The organism is Exiguobacterium sp. SL-9, assembly GCF_004336985.1.
Taxonomy (GTDB): Bacteria; Bacillota; Bacilli; order Exiguobacteriales; family Exiguobacteriaceae; genus Exiguobacterium.
Genome location: NZ_SJUO01000004.1, coordinates 159447 through 178756 on the forward strand (window position 1 = coordinate 159447; position 19310 = coordinate 178756).

Annotated in this window: 20 protein-coding genes; 6 read left to right on the forward strand and 14 right to left on the reverse strand. The window is 52.0% G+C overall.

From position 1 onward, the window contains the following. Positions 1 to 2: 2 nt before the first annotated feature. From EVJ34_RS11670 to EVJ34_RS11690, 5 genes are all read right to left on the reverse strand, one after another. Complete coding sequence (locus EVJ34_RS11670; protein ID WP_131485729.1) at positions 3 to 1853, reverse strand: beta-glucoside-specific PTS transporter subunit IIABC; 1851 nt, start codon at positions 1851 to 1853, stop codon at positions 3 to 5. 99 nt (positions 1854 to 1952) lie between these two features. Beyond that, positions 1953 to 2804 carry a BglG family transcription antiterminator LicT gene (licT, locus tag EVJ34_RS11675; protein ID WP_131485730.1) on the reverse strand — a complete coding sequence of 284 codons (852 nt, stop codon included), beginning with the start codon at positions 2802 to 2804 and terminating at the stop codon, positions 1953 to 1955. 210 nt (positions 2805 to 3014) lie between these two features. Further along, a complete protein-coding gene (locus EVJ34_RS11680) occupies positions 3015 to 3755 on the reverse strand; it encodes an AAA family ATPase (RefSeq protein WP_131485821.1) in 741 nt (246 codons plus the stop codon). Next, entirely contained in the window at positions 3746 to 5014 is a 1269-nt protein-coding gene (locus tag EVJ34_RS11685) for a HAMP domain-containing sensor histidine kinase (protein ID WP_131485731.1), read from the reverse strand. The genes EVJ34_RS11680 and EVJ34_RS11685 overlap by 10 nt, the downstream gene beginning before the upstream one ends. Then, on the reverse strand, positions 5011 to 5661 hold the full coding sequence (locus EVJ34_RS11690; RefSeq protein ID WP_131485732.1) for a response regulator transcription factor: 651 nt from the start codon (positions 5659 to 5661) through the stop codon (positions 5011 to 5013). The genes EVJ34_RS11685 and EVJ34_RS11690 overlap by 4 nt, the downstream gene beginning before the upstream one ends. Positions 5662 to 5803: 142 nt before the next feature. Here EVJ34_RS11690 and EVJ34_RS11695 point away from each other — a divergent pair, with 142 nt between their 5' ends. Continuing rightward, on the forward strand, positions 5804 to 6373 hold the full coding sequence (locus EVJ34_RS11695; protein WP_131434548.1) for a hypothetical protein: 570 nt from the start codon (positions 5804 to 5806) through the stop codon (positions 6371 to 6373). Between the two features lie 28 nt (positions 6374 to 6401). Here EVJ34_RS11695 and EVJ34_RS11700 read toward each other — a convergent pair whose 3' ends face one another. Continuing rightward, a complete protein-coding gene (locus tag EVJ34_RS11700; protein ID WP_131485733.1) occupies positions 6402 to 7109 on the reverse strand; it encodes a hypothetical protein in 708 nt (235 codons plus the stop codon). Positions 7110 to 7199: 90 nt separating this feature from the next. Beyond that, a complete protein-coding gene (locus EVJ34_RS11705) occupies positions 7200 to 9110 on the reverse strand; it encodes an endonuclease MutS2 (protein WP_131485734.1) in 1911 nt (636 codons plus the stop codon). A gap of 460 nt (positions 9111 to 9570) precedes the next feature. Here EVJ34_RS11705 and EVJ34_RS11710 point away from each other — a divergent pair, with 460 nt between their 5' ends. Genes EVJ34_RS11710 through nagE form a run of 3 tightly spaced genes read left to right on the forward strand, consistent with a single transcriptional unit; the run spans position 9571 to position 12411 of the window. Further along, a complete protein-coding gene (locus tag EVJ34_RS11710; RefSeq protein ID WP_236636701.1) occupies positions 9571 to 10059 on the forward strand; it encodes a PTS sugar transporter subunit IIA in 489 nt (162 codons plus the stop codon). Between the two features lie 19 nt (positions 10060 to 10078). Next, entirely contained in the window at positions 10079 to 10927 is an 849-nt protein-coding gene (locus tag EVJ34_RS11715) for a PRD domain-containing protein (RefSeq protein ID WP_131485735.1), read from the forward strand. Beyond that, positions 10924 to 12411, forward strand: coding sequence for an N-acetylglucosamine-specific PTS transporter subunit IIBC (gene nagE / locus EVJ34_RS11720; protein ID WP_131434540.1), 1488 nt, complete (start codon positions 10924 to 10926; stop codon positions 12409 to 12411). The genes EVJ34_RS11715 and nagE overlap by 4 nt, the downstream gene beginning before the upstream one ends. A 35-nt stretch (positions 12412 to 12446) precedes the next feature. Here nagE and EVJ34_RS11725 read toward each other — a convergent pair whose 3' ends face one another. From EVJ34_RS11725 to EVJ34_RS11735, 3 genes are all read right to left on the reverse strand, one after another. Then, the gene (locus tag EVJ34_RS11725; protein ID WP_131485736.1) at positions 12447 to 12644 is read right to left on the reverse strand and encodes a hypothetical protein; all 198 of its coding nucleotides are present in this window, start codon (positions 12642 to 12644) and stop codon (positions 12447 to 12449) included. Between the two features lie 336 nt (positions 12645 to 12980). Continuing rightward, positions 12981 to 13862 carry a zinc metalloprotease HtpX gene (htpX, locus tag EVJ34_RS11730; protein ID WP_236636705.1) on the reverse strand — a complete coding sequence of 294 codons (882 nt, stop codon included), beginning with the start codon at positions 13860 to 13862 and terminating at the stop codon, positions 12981 to 12983. Positions 13863 to 13883: 21 nt separating this feature from the next. Further along, on the reverse strand, positions 13884 to 14432 hold the full coding sequence (locus EVJ34_RS11735) for a LemA family protein (protein ID WP_131485738.1): 549 nt from the start codon (positions 14430 to 14432) through the stop codon (positions 13884 to 13886). Between the two features lie 204 nt (positions 14433 to 14636). On the opposite strand from EVJ34_RS11735, the gene EVJ34_RS11740 reads away from it, so the two are divergent. Both EVJ34_RS11740 and EVJ34_RS11745 read left to right on the forward strand, forming a co-directional pair. Then, positions 14637 to 15023: an NUDIX domain-containing protein gene (locus EVJ34_RS11740; RefSeq protein ID WP_368665992.1), complete on the forward strand. Its 387-nt coding sequence runs from the start codon at positions 14637 to 14639 to the stop codon at positions 15021 to 15023. Further along, the gene (locus EVJ34_RS11745; protein ID WP_201739944.1) at positions 15014 to 16198 is read left to right on the forward strand and encodes a M20 metallopeptidase family protein; all 1185 of its coding nucleotides are present in this window, start codon (positions 15014 to 15016) and stop codon (positions 16196 to 16198) included. Before EVJ34_RS11740 ends, EVJ34_RS11745 begins: the two co-directional genes overlap by 10 nt. A 10-nt stretch (positions 16199 to 16208) precedes the next feature. Here EVJ34_RS11745 and EVJ34_RS11750 read toward each other — a convergent pair whose 3' ends face one another. The 4 genes from EVJ34_RS11750 to EVJ34_RS11765 all read right to left on the reverse strand — a co-directional run bounded on the left by EVJ34_RS11750 (position 16209) and on the right by EVJ34_RS11765 (position 19219). Further along, positions 16209 to 17534: a hemolysin family protein gene (locus EVJ34_RS11750; RefSeq protein ID WP_131434828.1), complete on the reverse strand. Its 1326-nt coding sequence runs from the start codon at positions 17532 to 17534 to the stop codon at positions 16209 to 16211. A gap of 88 nt (positions 17535 to 17622) precedes the next feature. Next, a complete protein-coding gene (locus tag EVJ34_RS11755) occupies positions 17623 to 18099 on the reverse strand; it encodes a DMT family transporter (RefSeq protein WP_131434530.1) in 477 nt (158 codons plus the stop codon). Between the two features lie 11 nt (positions 18100 to 18110). Next, the gene (locus tag EVJ34_RS11760) at positions 18111 to 18782 is read right to left on the reverse strand and encodes a Crp/Fnr family transcriptional regulator (RefSeq protein WP_236636702.1); all 672 of its coding nucleotides are present in this window, start codon (positions 18780 to 18782) and stop codon (positions 18111 to 18113) included. Between the two features lie 11 nt (positions 18783 to 18793). Continuing rightward, entirely contained in the window at positions 18794 to 19219 is a 426-nt protein-coding gene (locus EVJ34_RS11765) for a DMT family transporter (protein ID WP_131434528.1), read from the reverse strand. Between the last annotated feature and the right edge of the window lie 91 nt (positions 19220 to 19310).

Here is a 19310-nt window from a genome sequence, read left to right on the forward strand (position 1 = left end):
TTTTAGGCTAAGACGCGCAAGACGTCGTGGTTTGGTTCGACAATGCCGACATGTGTCGGCAAGACATCTAAGTAATTCCCTGTATTCGTGACAATGACCGGGGTAATCGTGTCATAACCGGCTTGGGCGATAGCCTCTAAATCAAATTTCACCAATACATCACCCTCGGTCACACGCTGTCCAGCTTGGACGAACGTTTCAAAATGTTTTCCACCGAGTTGGACCGTATCGATTCCGACATGAATCAATACTTCGACGCCGCCATTCGAGCGGAGGCCGATGGCATGCTTCGATTGGAAGACTGTGACAACTTCGCCATCGAATGGGGCATAGACGACCCCTTCTGTCGGCATGATGGCAAGTCCTTTCCCCATCGCGCCGCTTGAGAACACTTCATCGCGAACGGTCTCGAGGGAAACCGCTTCTCCTCTGACTGGAGCCGATACCGGGAAACCGACGTGTTTTGAGACGGCCGGTGCTACTTCTGCCGTTGTCGCTTCACCTGCCTCGACTTCTTTATGGAATGCGAACGTGAGTCCGAACGAGACGAGTGTGGCGACTGCCATCCCAATTAACGCACCATAGAACGTCATATCGAGGCCCGTCGCCGGAATCATGACCGGGATGCTGAACACACCGAGGCCACCCATCGCATAAGCTGCCGTACCGAGCATACCGCCGACGACCCCGCCGGCCGCACCGCCAACCATCCCGAAGACGAACGGTTTTTTACGTGGGAGCGTCAATCCATAAATCGCCGGTTCGGTGATGCCGAACACGCCGGCAATCGTCGATGACGTCCCGAGCCCTTTCGTTTTCGCGTCACGCGCCTTCAATGTGATGGCGAGCGTCGCTCCGACTTGACCGAATGTCGCCATGAGGACCCCGACGACGATCGTATCCATGCCGACGACCGCCAAGTTGTTGATGATAATCGGCACGAGCCCCCAGTGGAGACCGAACATGACGAGCACTTGCCAGAACGCGCCGATGAAGGCGATGGCGACGACCGGGCTAAGTTCATATAAGAACGAATAGCCGCCGGCGAGTCCTTGGCTCGCGTATGTCGCGACCGGACCGATCGCGAGGAACGTGAGCGGGACGACGATCAAGAGGGCCATCATCGGGGTCGTGAAGTTACGGACCGCCTCATGCGTGTGTTTGTTGAAGAACGTCTCGACTTTCGATGACACGTACGCCGCCAAGATAATCGGAATGACCGAAGACGCGTAGCTCATCAAGACGACCGGAACCGTGAGGAACGTGAGTGACTCGCCCGCTCCTTGCATCGCGACGATGGCCGGGTAGACGAGCGCACCCCCGATGATCATCCCGATATACGGATTGCCGCCGAACTTCTTCGCTGCCGAATGGCCAAGAATGACTGGTAAGAAGTAAAAGAGCGCGTCGGCCGCTGCGTTCAAGACGATGTACGTGCCCATGTCTTGCGTGAGCAAGCCGAGGGCGACAAGAATGGCGAGCAATCCTTTCAATAGACCGCTACCGGCCATCGGACCGAGAATCGGGGTGAAAATCCCCGCAATCACATCAATCAAACGGTTAAAGACACCCGTTTTTTCCGTATCGTCGTTCGATGACGTCTGGAATCCACCTGCCTCGACCACGTCTTGGTAAACGTAAGGAACGTTGTTGCCGATGACGACTTGGAACTGACCACCGCTTTGGACGACCGTGATGACACCGTCATGGTTTTTTAATGCCTCGGGATTCGCTTTCTGTTCATCTTTCAATTTAAAACGTAGCCGTGTCGCACAATGGAACACGCTTTTGACGTTGTCTTTCCCGCCGACGTGACGAATGATGTCCGCGGCGAGCGTTTTTGTTTGGCTCATGCTATTCACTCCTTCAATTTGGGTAAAAAGAAAAACCTAAATGAACGCACACGGGAGGTGTCGTCATTTAGGTTTGGCCTGCATCATCAGTAACCATCCTTAGGATCGTCGTTCTTTCATTAAGTTTTCGATATGAATCATCATATACAAGCGTTCATCGGTCGAGACCTCGTAATTGTACTTCGTGGCAATCAGACCGGCGATTTTCTCGACACATTCGTAAGCGTCCGGATAACGCAGCTTCACCATCTCGAACAGCGTCTCGTCGCCACCTGGCTTAATCTGCTCCCCTGAGGCAAGTCGTTGGACGAAATACTTCAAGTGGGTCAAAAACCGTGAGTAAGCGTATGACTCTTCATCCAAATCAATTTGAAAGTGGTACGTGATGATGGTGAGGATCGCTTGTGTGGCGCGTGTCATCTCGGTGACAAGATGCAAATTCTCACCTTTGGCGCCTGACATCGTCGCGTTGACGAGATGAAGGGCGATGGCGACCGCCTCGTCTTCGTCTAACTTGACGTCATGTCGCTCGTTGATGAGGGCGACCGCTTCTTTCCCGATTACGAACTCGGGTCCATAAAATCGTTTCACTTCCCAAACGAGCGGGTTCCGAATGATGATCCCATCCCGATACCGACTGAGGGCAAAATGGATGTGATCGGCGAGGGTCACGTATAGCGAATCATGGACCGGCTTCTCAAGTCGCGTCTCCGCGAGCTTGACGATTTCTTTGACCGTATCCATCTCAGTAGCTGGCATCTCATTCAAAAAATGAACGAACCGTTCGTGGCTCTCTTTACTCTCGAGCGTAAAGACCTTTTCAATCCGCGCTTGATCGATCGCATCGCCCGGACGCTTTTGAAACGCAATCCCCCGTCCCATGACGACTTGCTCTTGACCGTTCGCTTGAATGGCCACGACGTTGTTGTTGAACACTTTTGAAATCTGCATGGAATCAATTCACCTCCGCTCAAGTTCGAATGAAAAGAAAAAAACCTAAATTCACACCGGTCCCCAAATTTGGATGAACGGCATCAATTTAGGTTTTGCCTGCTTGACCAGTAACAATCCCAAAATGGATTTTCTTCTTCTCGCTACTAGCATACTCCGTTGAAATCTTGACGTCAACATAAAAATAAAACGCTTACACCGTGACCGTTTTCACTCGAACAGGATGCGTTGCATTCGTTCTGGTGCCGCTAAAAAGTCACGCATGACACGAACATGCTCGAGTTCATCGAACGTCGTCGGTTGGAGTCCTGTCTCGACTTCCAAAATCGCCGCGTCCGGATACGACATGAGAATTGGCGAGTGGGTCGCAATGATAAATTGGCTCCCAGTTTGCACGAGTTCATGCATCCGTGCGAGCATCGTCAACTGCCGCATCGGCGACAAGGCGGCCTCGGGCTCATCTAAAATATATAGTCCCCCGTCCCGGAATCGGTGAAGCATGAGCGACAAGAACGCCTCACCGTGTGACTGCTCATGGAGCGACCGCCCCCCGTAGGACGCATAAAACCGTTCCGGATCAGGAGACGTCCGTGCAATTTCATCCACATAACTCGACAGTTGATACGCCGTCTCGGCCCGAAGGAAAAAACCGTCCTTCGGGCGATAGGCGCCACGAATCGGACGTAACGCCTCGAACAGCGGGCTATGTGTCGACTCGGTCTCAAATCGGAACGTCGTCGCACCACCTTCCGGATTGAATCCGGCGGCGATGGCCATCCCTTCGATCAACGTCGACTTGCCACTACCATTTTCTCCGACTAAAAACGTGACCGACTTCGTCAGCGTCAACTCGTCAAATCCTTCAAAAATCGGGAGCGAGAACGGGTAACCTCGCGTCTCAATCCGATCTCGCTCTAAGCGGACACCTCGTAAAAACAAGTTCAGTCCCATTCGATCCAAAAAATCGCCCCCTCGTTTGATTCAACCCCGTAAGTGAGTTGGTGCGCTTCAAGCAACAGCTTATTGATAGCAAGACCGAGACCATGCCCGTTCGAACGATCGCCTTTCACATACATGTCCCAAATGTTGGCGCGCATCGTCTCGGCAATACCCGGCCCTTCGTCTTCGATTTCCAGTCGTCGCTCGGATAGCCTGATGGTGATCACGCCTCCAATTGGACTGGCGTGGTATGCGTTTTGAAGAAAGTTCGACAGCACACGTTCCATCGCCAACCGGTCCGCCTGGATTGTCACGTCCTCAAGTTCGAGTACAACCGCGACCTCTTTTTGAAGGAACCAGTCATCCATCCGCAAGACGGTCTCTTCAATTAATTGGCTCACGTGGACGGACCCCATCGTGAGCGCCAGCTTGCCCGCCGATAACTTCGAGTACTCAAGCATCTGACTGACGAGCCGATCGATCCGATCGACTTCTTCAGTTAAACTTCGACCCGTCGCCGCCACATCTTCTTGTTTGACGACACCGAGTTCAAGCATTTCGGCCTCGTTTCGTACGATGGCAAGCGGCGTCCGGACATCGTGCGTAACCCCTGAGATGAACGTATTTTGCAGTCGTTCTTTCTCTTCGAGCGACGTGTTCATCTGACGGACCGCTTCCGTCAAATCGCCAATCTCATCGTCGGTGACAGGCGGTAGCGCGATGTCATGCCTGCCCGACATGATGGCTGTGGTTGCCTGTTTCAATTTGATGAGCGGGGACGTCAAGCGAAGCCCCATCCAATACGTCACACCGATGGCGACGAGGAGTGCCAGTAAGAAACCACTCCCGAGAATGACGTAAATTTGGCGAAACTGAGGGGTCGACAGCGGGACGGGTGCATACGTCACGATTTGCACATCCCCTTCTTCTCGAAGGAACGTCAATAACCTTGACCCGTTCGCGCTGACCTCATCTCGTTCGGAAAGTGAGTCTGGATCGAGGACTGGGGTCATATGACGACGCATCCTGCCTCCACGGTCCAGGTTGACCGCCTCTCCGTCCTGAAACACAAGAACGTCGAGTTGACCCGGGATGCCTCGACCATCCACGAGTGCCTCATACACGATATCCGCCTCACGTTCGAGTTGGTCATAGCTCTCCGTCTCAGCGAAACGTCCAATCAATAGCGATGTCAGGCCAAACGTGAGCAACGCCATGACAACGAGGGGGAGAATTGCCGTCCAGAGTAATTTTTTCATCAACCGGCTCATCGGATTTCCTCCAATCGATAACCGACGCGGTGCACCGTCTTCAATTGCCGTTTCATCGTCGGCGATTTGTCGCGCAACTGTTTGACGTGCGTATCGACCGTCCGTGTGTCTCCGGCGAACGTATAGTCCCACACCTCGTCAAGTAGACGGTTCCGATCGAGCGCTTCTCCGCTATGCTTCAACAAGTAGAGCAATAACTCATACTCTTTATTGGTCACGCGAATCGCTTGCCCGGCGTCCATCACCGTGCGGGAGCGAACGTCCACCGTCATGTCGCCGAACGACAGCTCATCCGTCTGCTTGACGAGACGCTTCAGACGGATTTCGAGTTCTTTTAATACAATCGGTTTGACCAAATAATCGTCGGCTCCGAGCTCGAGGCCGAACACACGGTCATCTGCCTCTCCCCGTGCCGTCGTCAAGATGATGGCCGGCCGCGGCTTTAGCGTCTTCAGTTTCGGAATGAGCGTCCATCCTTCCCCGTCCGGCAAACGCACGTCTAGCAGGACCGCATCAAACGGTTGTCCGAGCTGTCGTTTCGCTTCGGCGAGCGTACTCGCCACACTGACGTGAAAACCCGCATACGTCAAAAAACGGGCCATCCCGTCCGCTAGTTTCGGTTCATCTTCGACTACAAGTACGTTCATCTCGATCGCCTCCATCTTCATTATATCGTATCGCGAAATCTTCCCATCGTTTCCCAAAGACAATTTGCAGAAACCTTGCAACTCCCTCACAACTTTTGAACGCCCACGTCCTACACTTGAGGTAGTAAAGGAGGAGATTGACATGAAGACATCTAAATTAGCAATCGCCCTGGCCGGCCTACTTGCCGTCTCAGGCACCGGCGTCTATGCCGCCACGAACGATACGACCACGACAGAAGGAACGGAAACGACGACACAATGCGAACGCGGTGAACGCGGTGAGCGGGGTATGTTCGGTGACCGGGCAGCCGGGCAGGCCGCTTTGCTCGAGGCACTCGGTTTGACCGAAGCCGAAGTGGAAGCTGCGCGAGAAGAAGGACAATCGCTTCCTGAACTCGCAGAAGAAAAAGGGATCACCATCGAACAGTTCATCGAAGGGATGATCACCTCTCATGAAGTGAAACTTGAGGCAGCCGTCGAATCCGGTGACTTGACGCAAGAGGAGGCCGACGCGATTCTTGCCGACCATGAAGAGCGTTTTGCTGACGTCACGAGTTACGACGACTTAGGCGATATGCGCGGTTTTGGTGGTGGACGTCACGGAGGTGGACACGGCCCTCATCACGGTGGCCCATTCGGTGGATCAAATCAAGATGAGGACACACCTGCGACCGATGATAACGTAGACAATCAGAGCACCAATTCCTTATAAACAAAAAGGCAACCTCGTGGTTGCCTTTTCATATGACCAATAACAGTAATGCGTATCCGATCAGCCCAACGGCAAACGCGCGAAAACTGCTGTCCCGTTCTTCTGGCAACTCTTCTTTCATGACGTTCAAGATGATGCCACCAGCCAAGAACGCGACAATCATTGACAGTGTCACTTCATGGAGCGCCGAGAATGTCCCGATTCCCCAGCCGGCGAGCACGGCCAACGACAGCCACAATCGGCCACGCTTGTCATACTGCTCGCGATGATGATGCCTCAGGCCCTGATCGACCGTGATGAAGTGAATCCCTAACGCAAGAAAGTAGAGCGTCATCGCCCATGGCGTATCGAATTCACTTTCTGCGAGCACGTAACCGATACTGAAGTTGTACACGACGAACAACGTCATATGAATCCAAAACACGTTGCCGCGCCCACGGTTTTTCATTTGTGTGGCCAATCGTTCCAATCCATAAAAGACGGCTAACCCGAGCATACTGACGACGAGGATATGATTCTCAATCGAGGCGAACAGGCCGCTCTCAAGATGCCCTTCAAGTTCTTGTTGATATTCGTTCAGCTCAGGCAAAAGATGCAGAAACACATAAGCGACAGCGATACCGCCGGCGAGCGACATAAAGCGGCTCCGCGGTGTCTCCCGCACATGAATCAATTGTCCGGAGAAATAATGAATCAAAGCAAATCCGATGGCAAACAACAAGCTTAACCAAAACATCCAGTCACCTCCAACACGTTACCCGAAAGCCGAATGATACGTGGTGACCCCCGGTCCTTGTTCCTTACCCGAGTGCCTTGTTGCATACACTCATTCGCCTCGTTCGGCACGCTGCCGCGCCCGAATCTCTTTCTCGACACGACGGAGCGCCTTCTTCGAACCGCGGGCAAAGTCATGGGCTTCTTTCCGGTCCCGATAATCGACGAACAACGTTTCCAGGTCGTAACCAGCCGGATACAAGTCGAGCGCTTTCGCCTCACGCCGGACCCGACGGAGCGGATGCTCGCTGAAAACACCGTCAACATATACAGTGACTTGACGCAACGATTCGTCCATCGCATAGACAAGACCGACTTGATCCGTATCGAGCAGACGGACTCGATCCCCTTTCGACAAGACTTGATCTGGTTCGACGACTGGGCGGACGACTTCTTGTGTCAGACGCGTCGTATCAAGGAGCGACTGGTCGTACGTCTTGTCGTGCATATAACGGGCCGCTTGCTTCAAAATCGATTCAGGTAGCTTCATTTTCCGGGCAATGAACAAGGCGTTGCTGTCACCCGACTGTCCGATCAACAACCGATATTTCGGTTCGAGCGTGTCGGGGTCGAACTGCATGGCAGCATTCATGAAGTCCGGATGCGTCTCGGAATACGCCTTGATTTCCCCGTAATGGGTCGAAGCGACGACGAGACAACCTCGTTTGTACGCTTCTTCTAAAATCGCGATGGCAAGGGCCGCGCCTTCGTTCGGCTCGGTCCCGCTCCCAATCTCATCGAATAGCAGGAGCGACCGTTTCCCCGCCTTCTGCATGATACTTGCCACGTTATGCATATGGGCCGAGAACGTGCTGAGCGCCGAACCCATGTCCTGGTTGTCCCCGATGTCGACGAAGACGTCGTCAAACGTCGAGATGTCCGTGTCGGAATGAGCTGGGATATGAAGGCCGCTCATCGTCATCAAGCTGAGCAGCCCGATCGTCTTCAAGACGACCGTCTTCCCGCCTGCGTTCGGTCCAGTGATGATGAGTCCACGGTACGTCTCCCCAAGCGAGAAGTCGAGCGGGACCGCACCTTCGAGGAGCGGATGCCGGACTTGTTTCAAACGGATTCTCCCGACACCGTTCACACGCGGGGCGATGCCGTCGATGGTTTGGCTATACTTTCCTTTCGCGAACACCATGTCATATTGCGCGATGACGTCGAGCGTCGCCTCGATTGTCGGCAATACTTCCGCCACCATACCGGTGAGCGTGGCGAGCACTTGATAGATTTCGACCGCTTCCTCGGTTCGTCTGACGACGAGTTCCGCGTTCAACTTCGCGACCGCTTCCGGTTCGATGAAGACCGTCGTCCCCCGGCTGGACGTATCGATGATCGCCCCGGCGACTTTGTGCTTATATGAAGCTTTGATTGGAATCGTGAATCGATCTTGTTTCTTCGTCACAAATCCGTCTTGAATCGCCTCTCGGTTCGCGGCGCTCTTCAAGAACTTGTTCAACCGCTCCTCGATTCGTCCTTCGAGAATATCGATTTGTTTGCGGACCCGCTTCAATTCTTTGGACGCCTCATCGACGACACGTCCCCCGCGGATCGCTTGGACGATGTCTTCCTCGATGCTGCGCCATTCGCTCATTTCGCCCGCATAAAGAGACAGGAGTGGGGCGAAGAACGCCTGCTCGGCCATGAAGCGTTTCAACTTACGGGCACCTCGGAAAAATTCAGCGACGGCTTCGAGTTCGCTCGCCTCGAGCTGGATGCCACGACTGATTTTACCGATGAGCGGTTCCATAGCAGACACGCCAATAAAAGGAACGTGTGACGTCGCGTCGAGAATCGCACGTGCCTCCGATGTCTCTTGGAGCCGTTTTTTTACCGTCTGCAGGTGACTCGTCGGACGTTGGTTCCGGAGCAAGTGACGGCCGAATCCGCTGATGCAGTAGCGCTCAACGCGTTGAATCAAGTCGTTATATTGTAATTTCTCTAATGTTTGTTCGTTCATGGTGATCTCTCCTTAAAATTAGGTTGGAGATACCGCGCAAACAAAAAGCGTCGGCCGATGACGACCAACGCAAAAAGACAGACCGGTGTCTGGCAGTTTAGGATGGGCGGTATCTGTAACAGAACATGAAGGCATGACAAAAACATGTGTCATCCAACATTTTTCAGTTCGTTAGGCAGATACAACCTCACTCATTAACATGCAACACCTTTCTCATTCAGTTTCGCCCTTACTATACAACAGATTTTCGAAGAAGTAAAATTTCTAGAGAACGCTTTCAAATTAGGTCTTGATATCTATACATTGGCGTGCTATCTTGAAGGTGACAAAACGAATAATGATCACATGTGACTGATTCGATCAGGCATGGGGTAGGACGAAAGGCTCACGCCACCCGTCTATACTCCATGCCTGTTTTGTTTTTTCACAATCATTTTTCAAGCGAAAGGATGATTCAAATATGTTATTGAATAAGTGGATGAAGAGACATACACTGACACTTTATGCACCCATGGAAGGAGACATCATTCCACTTGAGGAAGTGACCGATCCTGTCTTCAGCGAGAAGATGATGGGCGACGGGATCGCCATCATGCCGACAAACGGTACGGTCGTAGCACCGGCTAATGGAACAATCGTCCAGGTTGCACCGACGAAACACGCCATCGGTATTCGGACAGAAGACGGAGCTGAAATTTTGATTCATGTCGGGTTAGACACGGTCGAACTGAATGGCGCCCCCTTCACAGTCCACGTCGAAGTCGACGATACGGTCTCGGTCGGGCAGTCACTCTTAACCGCCGACTTGGAACAAATCCAACGAGCCGGTAAAGATACAGTCACTCCGATGATTGTCACGAATGGAAACGACTTGCCTCACCCCTACTCGTTTCACGTAGGCGGGCCCTCAATTTCTGGAAAGACTGTCGTCGCTCAAGCGGAACAATGACTCCTCGATAGGAGGACACATGTTAAAAATTAAAAAGATTTTAAACAACAACGCGGTCATTGTCTCGGACGAGGGCGAAGAAAAGATCGCCATCGGTCCTGGCGTCGCGTTCAAGAAGGCACGCAACGATATCGTCAATCCCCATAAGGTGGAAAAGTTATTCGTCATGTCCGAGAATGATAAATTTCAACAACTGCTCACACGGATTCCAATCGAGCACTTCACGATTTCAGAAGAAATCATCACGTATGCGGAAAAACGACTCGAGACGACGTTCAACGAACATATCCATATCGTCCTCACCGATCACATCTCGTTCGCCATCGAACGTGAGCAAGAAGGCATCTCGCTTCGAAACAAGCTGTTGAACGAGATAAAAATTTTATATCGGAACGAATACGAGATCGGGTTATGGGCGCTTCAACTCATCGAGGACAAACTCGGTGTGAAAATGCCGAAAGACGAAGCAGCTTTCATCGCGCTCCATATCCATACACTTAAAGTGAAAGGAGGTGATTTACGCAAGACGGTCAAGCAGACGACGATCGTAAGGGACATGATTCAATCGATTTCACGACGACTCGACTTATCTATTGAAGAAGATGACTTATCCTATCAACGCTTATTAACTCATTTACGATTCGTCATGGATCGGGTCAACCATTACGATCACCATACGATCGACGAAGATATGCTTCAGATGATTCAAACGAAATTTTCGTCGGCCTATGCATGTGCGTCTGACGTCGCCAACGAAATGGAAGACTTATACGGCATCGTCTTGCCCGAATCAGAGCTTGGTTATATCTCGCTCCACATTCAACGCTTACAAGATCAACACCATCAAAAAGGAGGACATTCACAATGATGAACTATTTACAACGTCTCGGACGTTCCCTCATGTTGCCGGTCGCGGTACTTCCTGCAGCTGCCATCCTCATGGGAATCGGTTATTGGATCGACCCATCAGGTTGGGGGTCTGGTAACGTGGCCGCCGCCTTCCTCATTAAAGCCGGCGCTGCCATTATCGATAATATTCCAATTCTCTTCGCAGTCGGGGTCGGATTGGGAATGGCGAAAAATCGTGACGGTTCGGCGGCACTAAGCGGACTTGTCGCGTTCCTTACTATCACGACTCTTCTTTCTGCAGGATCAGTCGCCCTCTTCCAAAGCATCGATGTAGAAGCAGTCAACCCTGCATTTGGTCGAATTGAGAATGCATTTATCGGAATTTTATCAGGGCTTGTTGCCGCATCAATGTATAATCGCTTTAGTCATGTGCAATTGCCTGACGCGCTCGCTTTCTTTAGCGGTAAACGTCTCGTCCCGATCATGACGGCGTTCTCGATGATCCTCGTCTCGGTCGCCCTTTACTTTATCTGGCCGGTCGTGTATACAGGACTCGTCGGCTTCGGGGAAACCATTTCGAAAATGGGCGCAGTCGGGGCCGGTCTTTACGGCTTCTTCAACCGTCTGTTAATCCCGACTGGTCTTCACCACGCCTTGAACTCGGTATTCTGGTTTGACGTGGCCGGTATTAACGATATCGGGAACTTCTGGTCAGGTGAAGGGGAGAAAGGGATTACGGGTCGCTATCAAGCTGGGTTCTTCCCAATCATGATGTTCGGTCTTCCGGCCGCGGCACTCGCGATGTACCACACTGCGAAAACGAAACGGAAGAAACAAGCAGCCTCACTTCTTCTCGCAGCTGGATTTGCAGCCTTCTTCACAGGTGTCACGGAACCACTCGAATTCTCGTTCATGTTCCTCGCACCAGTTCTTTACCTTGTTCACGCAGTCTTGACAGGACTGTCGCTCTTTATCGCGGCGACGTTCCAATGGACAGCAGGCTTTGCCTTCAGTGCTGGTTTCGTGGATTTCTTCCTCAGCTCACGGCTACCACTCGCGAACCAACCGTATATGTTAATCGTTCAAGGTCTTGTGTTTGCGGTCATTTACTACTTCGTCTTCCGCTTCATGATCGTCAAATTTAACTTGGCGACACCTGGCCGCGAGTCAGACGAAGCGGTTGACGCTGTCGCAACGGAAACGACTCCTGAAGGAGAAACGAAGACAGCTCCCGTCGCAGCAGGCGGTCAATATTCAGCGATGGCAGCAATGATTTACGACGGTCTCGGCGGCGATCAAAACGTCACCGGCATCGAATCGTGTGTCACGCGCCTCCGCGTCGATGTGAAAGACATGGATACGGTCGATCAAACTCAAATCAAGAAAGCGGGCATTCCAGGCATTAAAGTCGTCAGCCCGACCCATATTCAAGTCATCGTCGGAACGAACGTCCAATTCGTCCTCGAAGAGATTGAAAAACTCCGGAGCCACCGCGCCGGGTAACTGACGAAAGCCACCTCGTGCGCGAGGTGGCTTTTTTACTGTCTTTGCTCATATGTTTTGTAGAACCGGATAAAAAAGTAAAGAAAGATCCATGGCAACACGTAAGTCGTCGTCCACATGAATAACTCGATGAGTAATCGCCACGGGTTAAATCCGAAAAAACCGAGGACAGACAGTCCGATGAACAATGCTAGTCCGATGCCTATGTACTTGATAAATGTTTGAATCGCCACTCACTCCTCTTCCATTTTTCTCCATGATATCATACAAAAAATCGGCCATGTTCATGACCGACCCATACAGACGTTTGACCGTTTAAATCGTGTGACCGCTCCTACTTAGCTCTTCTTTTTGACTGACATCAACATGAGTGAAACCGTAATGGAATACATCAATAAAAAGATGACAATGCCTAACTCGAGTGCCGACTCAAACATGACGTCCCCTCCAATCCGTTTTCTTTTTACTATCATTCCATTCAGTATTGATACAAACGGGATTTACGAAATGCGTTGGTCCTATTCACGTACAAAGGCCCTCTTCCTAAAAAAGAGAGCCATTGTTATGCATTACATACTTCGCAGTCTAGCAATCCGTTCAGCCGGGTTCGGGTGCGTGGAGAACAGACCACTCAGCTTTTTCTTAAGCGGGTCTGAAAAATAAAGAGACGCCGAAGAGCGCGAGGCTTCTTTCACCGGTGTCTGGATATTCGCGATCTTCTCGAGCGCCGACGCGAGGGCATCCGGATTACGCGTCAACTCGGCCCCGCTCGCATCCGCCAAAAACTCACGATTCCGTGAGATGGCCAAGTTGACGAGCGTGGCGATGAGCGGTGCGAGAATTAATAACACTAACCCGACAATCATAAAAATCGGGTTTTGGTTGTTGTCGCGGCGGCCGCCGACGCTCCGGAAGAACAGCATCCGTGAGCCGATATCGCTCATGATGGCGATGACCGAGACGAGGGCGAGCGTCACCGTCGCCAATCGCACATCGTAATTTTTAATATGGGCGACTTCGTGGGCAATGACGCCTTCGACTTCTTCCCGCGTCAACTGGTCGAGTAGTCCGGTCGTCACGGCGACGGCCGCTTTCTCCGGTTTTAGCCCGGTCGCGAACGCGTTCGGTGACGCGTCATTGATGATAAATATTCGCGGCATCGGGACGCGGGCGACCATCGCCATGTTCTCGACCGTATGCCAAAGGAAACGGTGTTGGTCGACTGACGTGATCTCTTGGGCGTGATTCATCTTCATGACAATGTTTGTACTCGACATGATGACAATCCCGATATAAAAGAGCGAGAATACCGGAGTGAAGATGAGCCCCGGGAGCGGGTCACCATAGTTCAAATACGAGATCACCACCCCGACAGCCAAGACGAGGAGGACGAACCCGGCCACGATGAACACGGTCTTGATTTTGTTTTTACGAATCTGTTCGTACAGAATCATCGTCGCCACTCCAATCCATTAGAATGAGACGCGCACATTCTCGCGTTCTTCCTCACGCGCCTCAAGCATGTCGCGTTTTTCAAAGTTGTGGACGGAGGCGATGATGTTCGTCGGTACTGATTCGACTTTCGTGTTATATTTCATGACCGTATTGTTATAAAGCTGTCGTGAATAAGCAACTTTGTTTTCCGTCTGTGTCAATTCTTCTTGTAACATCTTGAAGTTTTCGTTCGCTTTCAAATCTGGATACGCCTCACGAAGAGCGAACAAATTCTTCAAAGCGCCGCTCAGTTGATCGTTCACTTCCATCTGTTCTTGACGACTCGTCTTCGAACCGAGCTGATTTCGTAACTCGACGACTTTCGTGAGCGTCTCCTGCTCATGCTTGGCATAACCCTTCACCGTCTCGACCAAGTTCGGGATCAAGTCATATCGACGTTTCAACTGCACGTCGATCTGTGCCCATGCCTCGTCGACCCAGTTCCGATATTTGACGAGTCCGTTGTACATCGAAAAATAGATGAACACCAAGACAACGATGATTCCAATTGCGATAATCCAACCCATTTCGACACCTCATTTCATGATTTTCTCCTGTATTAATTCCCTTTTGTCGTATACCATAAGCATAACTTAGGGAATATGTAGAAAATGATTCATTTCTACTGTAGGTTTTCTCACGAATTCATGAAAAGGAGTGTCGCCATGTCCGTTCCTACCATCGTTGTTGCTGTGAAAGCGGTGATTGTGTAAGATGACCTCCTCCTTATCATCAAACGAGCTGATGATGACGAGGTCCATCCCGGTACGTGGGAGCTTGTCGGCGGTAAGCTCGACTTTGGCGAGACGCTCGAACAGGCGCTTGAACGGGAAGTGTTCGAAGAGGCCGGTTTGCACGTGGCGGTCCGGCAATTGTTATACGCTACGACGTTTTTGACCGACCCGACTCGTCAAGTCGTCATCATGACGTACTTGGCTCACCCGATTGCGACGAACGTCACCCTGTCTGTGGAACATAGTGATGCCAGATGGGTGACGGCTGACGAAGCCAAAACAGTATTACATCGTCCGATTCTCGACGATTTGGATTCACACGACGTATGGGCCTTGCTTCAACCAAAAATCAACAACGGACAGGAGTTCAAATCATGCTTGTGACTGACCTCAATTCACGCTTGACGGAGCTATACGACGAGATGGTGACGCTCCGTCGCCACTTTCATCAACATCCCGAACTCTCATTCGAAGAACGAGAGACACCTCGGACGATTGCAGCTTATTTACGTGACCTCGGTCTTGACGTGCGCGAACATGTCGGTGGTAACGGTGTCGTCGCGCGCATCCGAGGCGGCAATGGACCAACCATCGCGTTTCGGGCGGACTTTGACGCCTTGCCGATTCAAGATTTAAAAGACGTCCCGTACCGCTCGAAAGTGAACGGTTCGATGCACGCTTGCGGTCATGACGCCCATACGGCGACGTTGCTCGTTCTCGCGAAAGTACTGAGTGAGATCGACCTTCCAGGAGACGTCGTCTTGATTCACCAGTTCGCGGAAGAACTTGCACCGGGTGGGGCCAAACCAATGATTGAAGACGGATGCCTCGACGGTGTCGATTATATTTACGGCTCTCATATTTGGACCCCGCTTCCATACGGAACGATTGGTGTGAAGACGGGACCGATCATGGCCGCGGCCGATCGCTTTGAACTGACGATCAAAGGCAAAGGCGGCCACGGCGCCATTCCGCAACACACGGTCGATGCCGTCATGGTCGGGACGAACATCGTCAGCCAATTACAACAAGTCATCAGCCGTCGCATCGACCCGCTCGAACCGGCCGTCTTGACCGTCGGTACGTTCGTTGCCGGTCAGGCGTTCAACGTCATCGCCGATGAAGCGAAGCTGTCCGGCACGGTACGGACGTTCACACCGGAGACGCAAACGCGCATCATCGCCGAGATGGAGCGGACCATCGCCCATATCTGTTCGGCGAGCGAAGCGCACTACGAACTCGACTATATCCGGGGCTATCCCGCCGTGATCAACCATCCCAACGAGACGGATCACGTCCGTCGAAGTGCCGCGCGCGTCGTTGGTGCCGATGGGATCATCGAGATGGCACCGCTCATGGTCGGAGAAGACTTTGCGTACTACATGCAACACGTACCGGGCAGCTTCTTCTTTACTGGAGCTGGGAATCCCGAAGTCGGGGCCGTCTTCCCTCACCATCATCCTCGCTTCGATGTGGATGAACGGGCGATGCTCCATACTGCCCGCGTCCTCATGCAGGCGGCGTTTGAGACATGGAACACGCACAAAAAAGAAGACTGACGCCGCAGCGTCAGTCTTCTTCTGTTTGTTCAGGCAACATCGACACGAGCACTTGGTCGACGCGTTTACCGTCCATATCGACGACCTCGAATCGAAGGCCGTATGCTTCGACGACGTCTCCTCGCTTCGGAAAGTCGCCGAGTGAGTAAATGACGAGCCCGGCAAGCGTATGGTACGAGTTCCGTCCTTCGTCAAAACGATTGTCTCGAATTCCGAACGTCCGTTTCAAATCTTCGATGCCGAGCAGACCGTCGGCCAAGTATGTTCCGTCTTCACGGCGCACGACTTCCGGTGTCTCTTCTTCGATCATCACTTCGCCGACGATTTCTTCCAAAATATCGAACAACGTGACCATCCCAAGGAACCCACCATACTCATCGAGCACGAAGGCGATCTCGACGCCATTTTTTTGCATCATTTGCAACACTTGGCTCGCTTCGCGCTGTTTCGGCACGATGAGCGGTTGTTTAATCCGTTTCAAAATTTGTGACGGCTCCCGAAGCGTCGGTAACGTTAAGATGTCACGGACATCGATATAACCGACAAATTCGTCGAGCGTGTCGCGACCGACCGGGAGTTTATTGTGTTTACTTTCATAAATCGATTTCTTGATATCGTCCATATCATCCTCGAGGTCAACCCATTCAAGCGTCGTCCGCGGTTGCATCAACTCATAGATCAACTGGTCATGGAACGCAAACACGCGCTCGACTTGTTGCACTTCTTCATGGGCGAATGCTCCTTGTTGGGCACCTTCGAACAAGAGCTGCTTGATTTCGAGCTCCGTCTCGCCACTTGATTGTTCCGCTTTCAAGCCGAGCAATTTGAAGAGGAACAGCGTCGATTTCGACAAGACCCAAATGAACGGCCGCATCACTTTGCTAAACAAGTCGAGTGCCGGAATGATCGCCATCGTGACTTTCTCCGGCGACACGAGCGCGATTCGTTTCGGCACGAGTTCACCGATAATGAGCGACAAGTACGTGATGATCGTGACGACGACGACGTAACCGACGGTTGGCGCGTATTGGGCACTCATACCGAGTTGCGCGAACACATCAGCGAGCGGTGCCGAGAAACGTGCACCCCCGTAAGCCCCGTTGATGATCCCGATCAACGTGATCCCGACTTGAACCGTTGATAACAGGTCGGTCGGGTCTTTTGAGTACTTGAGCGCAATCTCAGCGCTGCGTTTGCCGCGGTTCGCCTCGACCTCAAGTTTGGCCGGTTTGGACGAGATGAGCGCGATTTCCGTCATCGCAAAAATCCCGTTCAACACGATCAAGAATAAAACAATCAGTAAATCGATTACTATGGAAGAATCCACCGTTTTCATCACCTCTGCGTATATTTCGTACTACCATCTCATCATATCAGAGATTCGTTACTCACCTGTACCCGTTTCACTCAAGAAAAAAGCCCCTTCAACGTGAAGTGGCTTCGTTCGAGGTTTCCTGTTGCAGGGCGGCCGCCTGTGATTGCTTGAAGACGATGACGCCGAGGAGCAGCACCATCAACCCGATGACTTGACCTGGTGACAGGGACAATTGGGGCATCCCGAACGCTCCTGTTAGGTCGACACCAAGCGCCCAAATCAACTGAGAAACGAGAATGATCGACACCGACAGCGTCGGTCCGAGCAATTGAATGCTTCGCATGACACAGAAGACGACACCGACGCCAAGCAACCCTCCGAGCGCGTAAATCGGTGAGATGTCAAACAGTCCTTGCAGATTGCCACCAAATAGAACAAGTGGAACGAGTGAACCAAGTAACCCAACGATAAAGACGAGTACCGTCGTCGCCCATGCTCCTAGATAAACGTTCATTTTTGCGTTGACCGCCGCCTGTACACTGATGAATGCACCGGCCACTGCCGAACAGATAATTCCTACTATCATGAATGGCCTCCTTATTCGTACAACATGCCATTGGCACGTTCTTTTAATCGTGTCGCGTCTAAAATCGTCACTTTCGTCCGCGTTCTCTCAACGAGCCCCTCGTCCGCGAACGCTTGTAGTGTCCGATTCAAGTGACGATAACTCGTTCCGAGCCATTCCGCCACTTCTTTCCGTTTCAATTGACTCATCTCATCTTGAAACAAGTCGTTCCCTGATTCACTGAGCGAGACGAGATACCCCGCCAGGCGTTCTTCGAGTGTCGACATGAGATGATTCGACGAGGCGTTCGCCTCGATGAACAATTTCTCAGATACGCCGCGCAGAAGATGTTCGGTGAACTCGATTGTCCGGTTATGCGTGCGCAGCACGTCAAACGGGATGCGTAGACACGTCACCGCCCCGACCGCCTCGACCGTGTGGAGTACATTCCGTCCGCTGGCGTATTCGATATCTCCGATTAACGTGGGGGCCATCTTTAAACGCAGTAAACGTAACTTGCCCTCTTCACTCAACGTATAAATTTTGACACGTCCTTCTAACACAACGAACAACGATTCGATCGTTTGGTCGTTCGCACACAACATCGCACCGGATGGAAACGTCATGATCGACGACGCCGCGAGCGTCTGTGCCGAGAAAAGATGATGCCAGTTCAGGCGTGTTAACGCAGCTTCAACTCCCATATTCTCCCCCCTCACGTGAACGTATAAATCCCGATGCCGACAACCATCAAGGCGAGTCCCATGAGTTGACCTTGGTTGACCGGTTTTTGTTTCACGCCGAACCATCCGTTCACATCGATCAAAAACGCTCCAACCAATTGCGCGACGAGCAGGACACAGATGGCCCATGTCACACCGAGTTGTTGGATAGCCGTCAACTCCCCAAAGACGACGAACACCCCGAAGAGACCGCCTAAACTGTAGTACCAAGGCACACGCCGAAACGCAGTCAGATCGGCGTCACGCTTAAATGCGTAAATGAGGAGCGCGAGCACGAGACCGACGAGGTGGACGACCGTGACCGACATCCAAGCACCGACCGCGTAGCCGAGTTTGGCGTTGAAAATACCTTGCAACGCGATGAACGTGCCCGAGAGCACGGCAAATAAAATACCCAAACAAATCTCCTCCTATCTCCTCGTCTGACTGTACGTGAGATGAAAGACTTTGAAAAGGACATATGTCCGAAAAAAAGACAACTTAGGAATA

What these genes read in the sequence shown, in the direction of transcription:
- EVJ34_RS11680 (WP_131485821.1), bottom strand. Translation starts at nt 3,755, where the DNA reads ATGGGACTGAACTTGTTTTTACGAGGTGTCCGCTTAGAGCGAGATCGG.
- EVJ34_RS11755 (WP_131434530.1), bottom strand. Translation starts at nt 18,099, where the DNA reads ATGATAGTAGGAATTATCTGTTCGGCAGTGGCCGGTGCATTCATCAGT.
- nagE (WP_131434540.1), top strand. Translation starts at nt 10,924, where the DNA reads ATGATGAACTATTTACAACGTCTCGGACGTTCCCTCATGTTGCCGGTC.
- EVJ34_RS11685 (WP_131485731.1), bottom strand. Translation starts at nt 5,014, where the DNA reads ATGAGCCGGTTGATGAAAAAATTACTCTGGACGGCAATTCTCCCCCTC.
- EVJ34_RS11750 (WP_131434828.1), bottom strand. Translation starts at nt 17,534, where the DNA reads ATGAAAACGGTGGATTCTTCCATAGTAATCGATTTACTGATTGTTTTA.
- EVJ34_RS11715 (WP_131485735.1), top strand. Translation starts at nt 10,079, where the DNA reads ATGTTAAAAATTAAAAAGATTTTAAACAACAACGCGGTCATTGTCTCG.
- EVJ34_RS11745 (WP_201739944.1), top strand. Translation starts at nt 15,014, where the DNA reads ATGCTTGTGACTGACCTCAATTCACGCTTGACGGAGCTATACGACGAG.
- EVJ34_RS11760 (WP_236636702.1), bottom strand. Translation starts at nt 18,782, where the DNA reads ATGGGAGTTGAAGCTGCGTTAACACGCCTGAACTGGCATCATCTTTTC.
- EVJ34_RS11735 (WP_131485738.1), bottom strand. Translation starts at nt 14,432, where the DNA reads ATGGGTTGGATTATCGCAATTGGAATCATCGTTGTCTTGGTGTTCATC.
- EVJ34_RS11670 (WP_131485729.1), bottom strand. Translation starts at nt 1,853, where the DNA reads ATGAGCCAAACAAAAACGCTCGCCGCGGACATCATTCGTCACGTCGGC.
- licT (WP_131485730.1), bottom strand. Translation starts at nt 2,804, where the DNA reads ATGCAGATTTCAAAAGTGTTCAACAACAACGTCGTGGCCATTCAAGCG.
- EVJ34_RS11705 (WP_131485734.1), bottom strand. Translation starts at nt 9,110, where the DNA reads ATGAACGAACAAACATTAGAGAAATTACAATATAACGACTTGATTCAA.
- EVJ34_RS11695 (WP_131434548.1), top strand. Translation starts at nt 5,804, where the DNA reads ATGAAGACATCTAAATTAGCAATCGCCCTGGCCGGCCTACTTGCCGTC.
- EVJ34_RS11700 (WP_131485733.1), bottom strand. Translation starts at nt 7,109, where the DNA reads ATGTTTTGGTTAAGCTTGTTGTTTGCCATCGGATTTGCTTTGATTCAT.
- EVJ34_RS11710 (WP_236636701.1), top strand. Translation starts at nt 9,571, where the DNA reads ATGTTATTGAATAAGTGGATGAAGAGACATACACTGACACTTTATGCA.
- EVJ34_RS11690 (WP_131485732.1), bottom strand. Translation starts at nt 5,661, where the DNA reads ATGAACGTACTTGTAGTCGAAGATGAACCGAAACTAGCGGACGGGATG.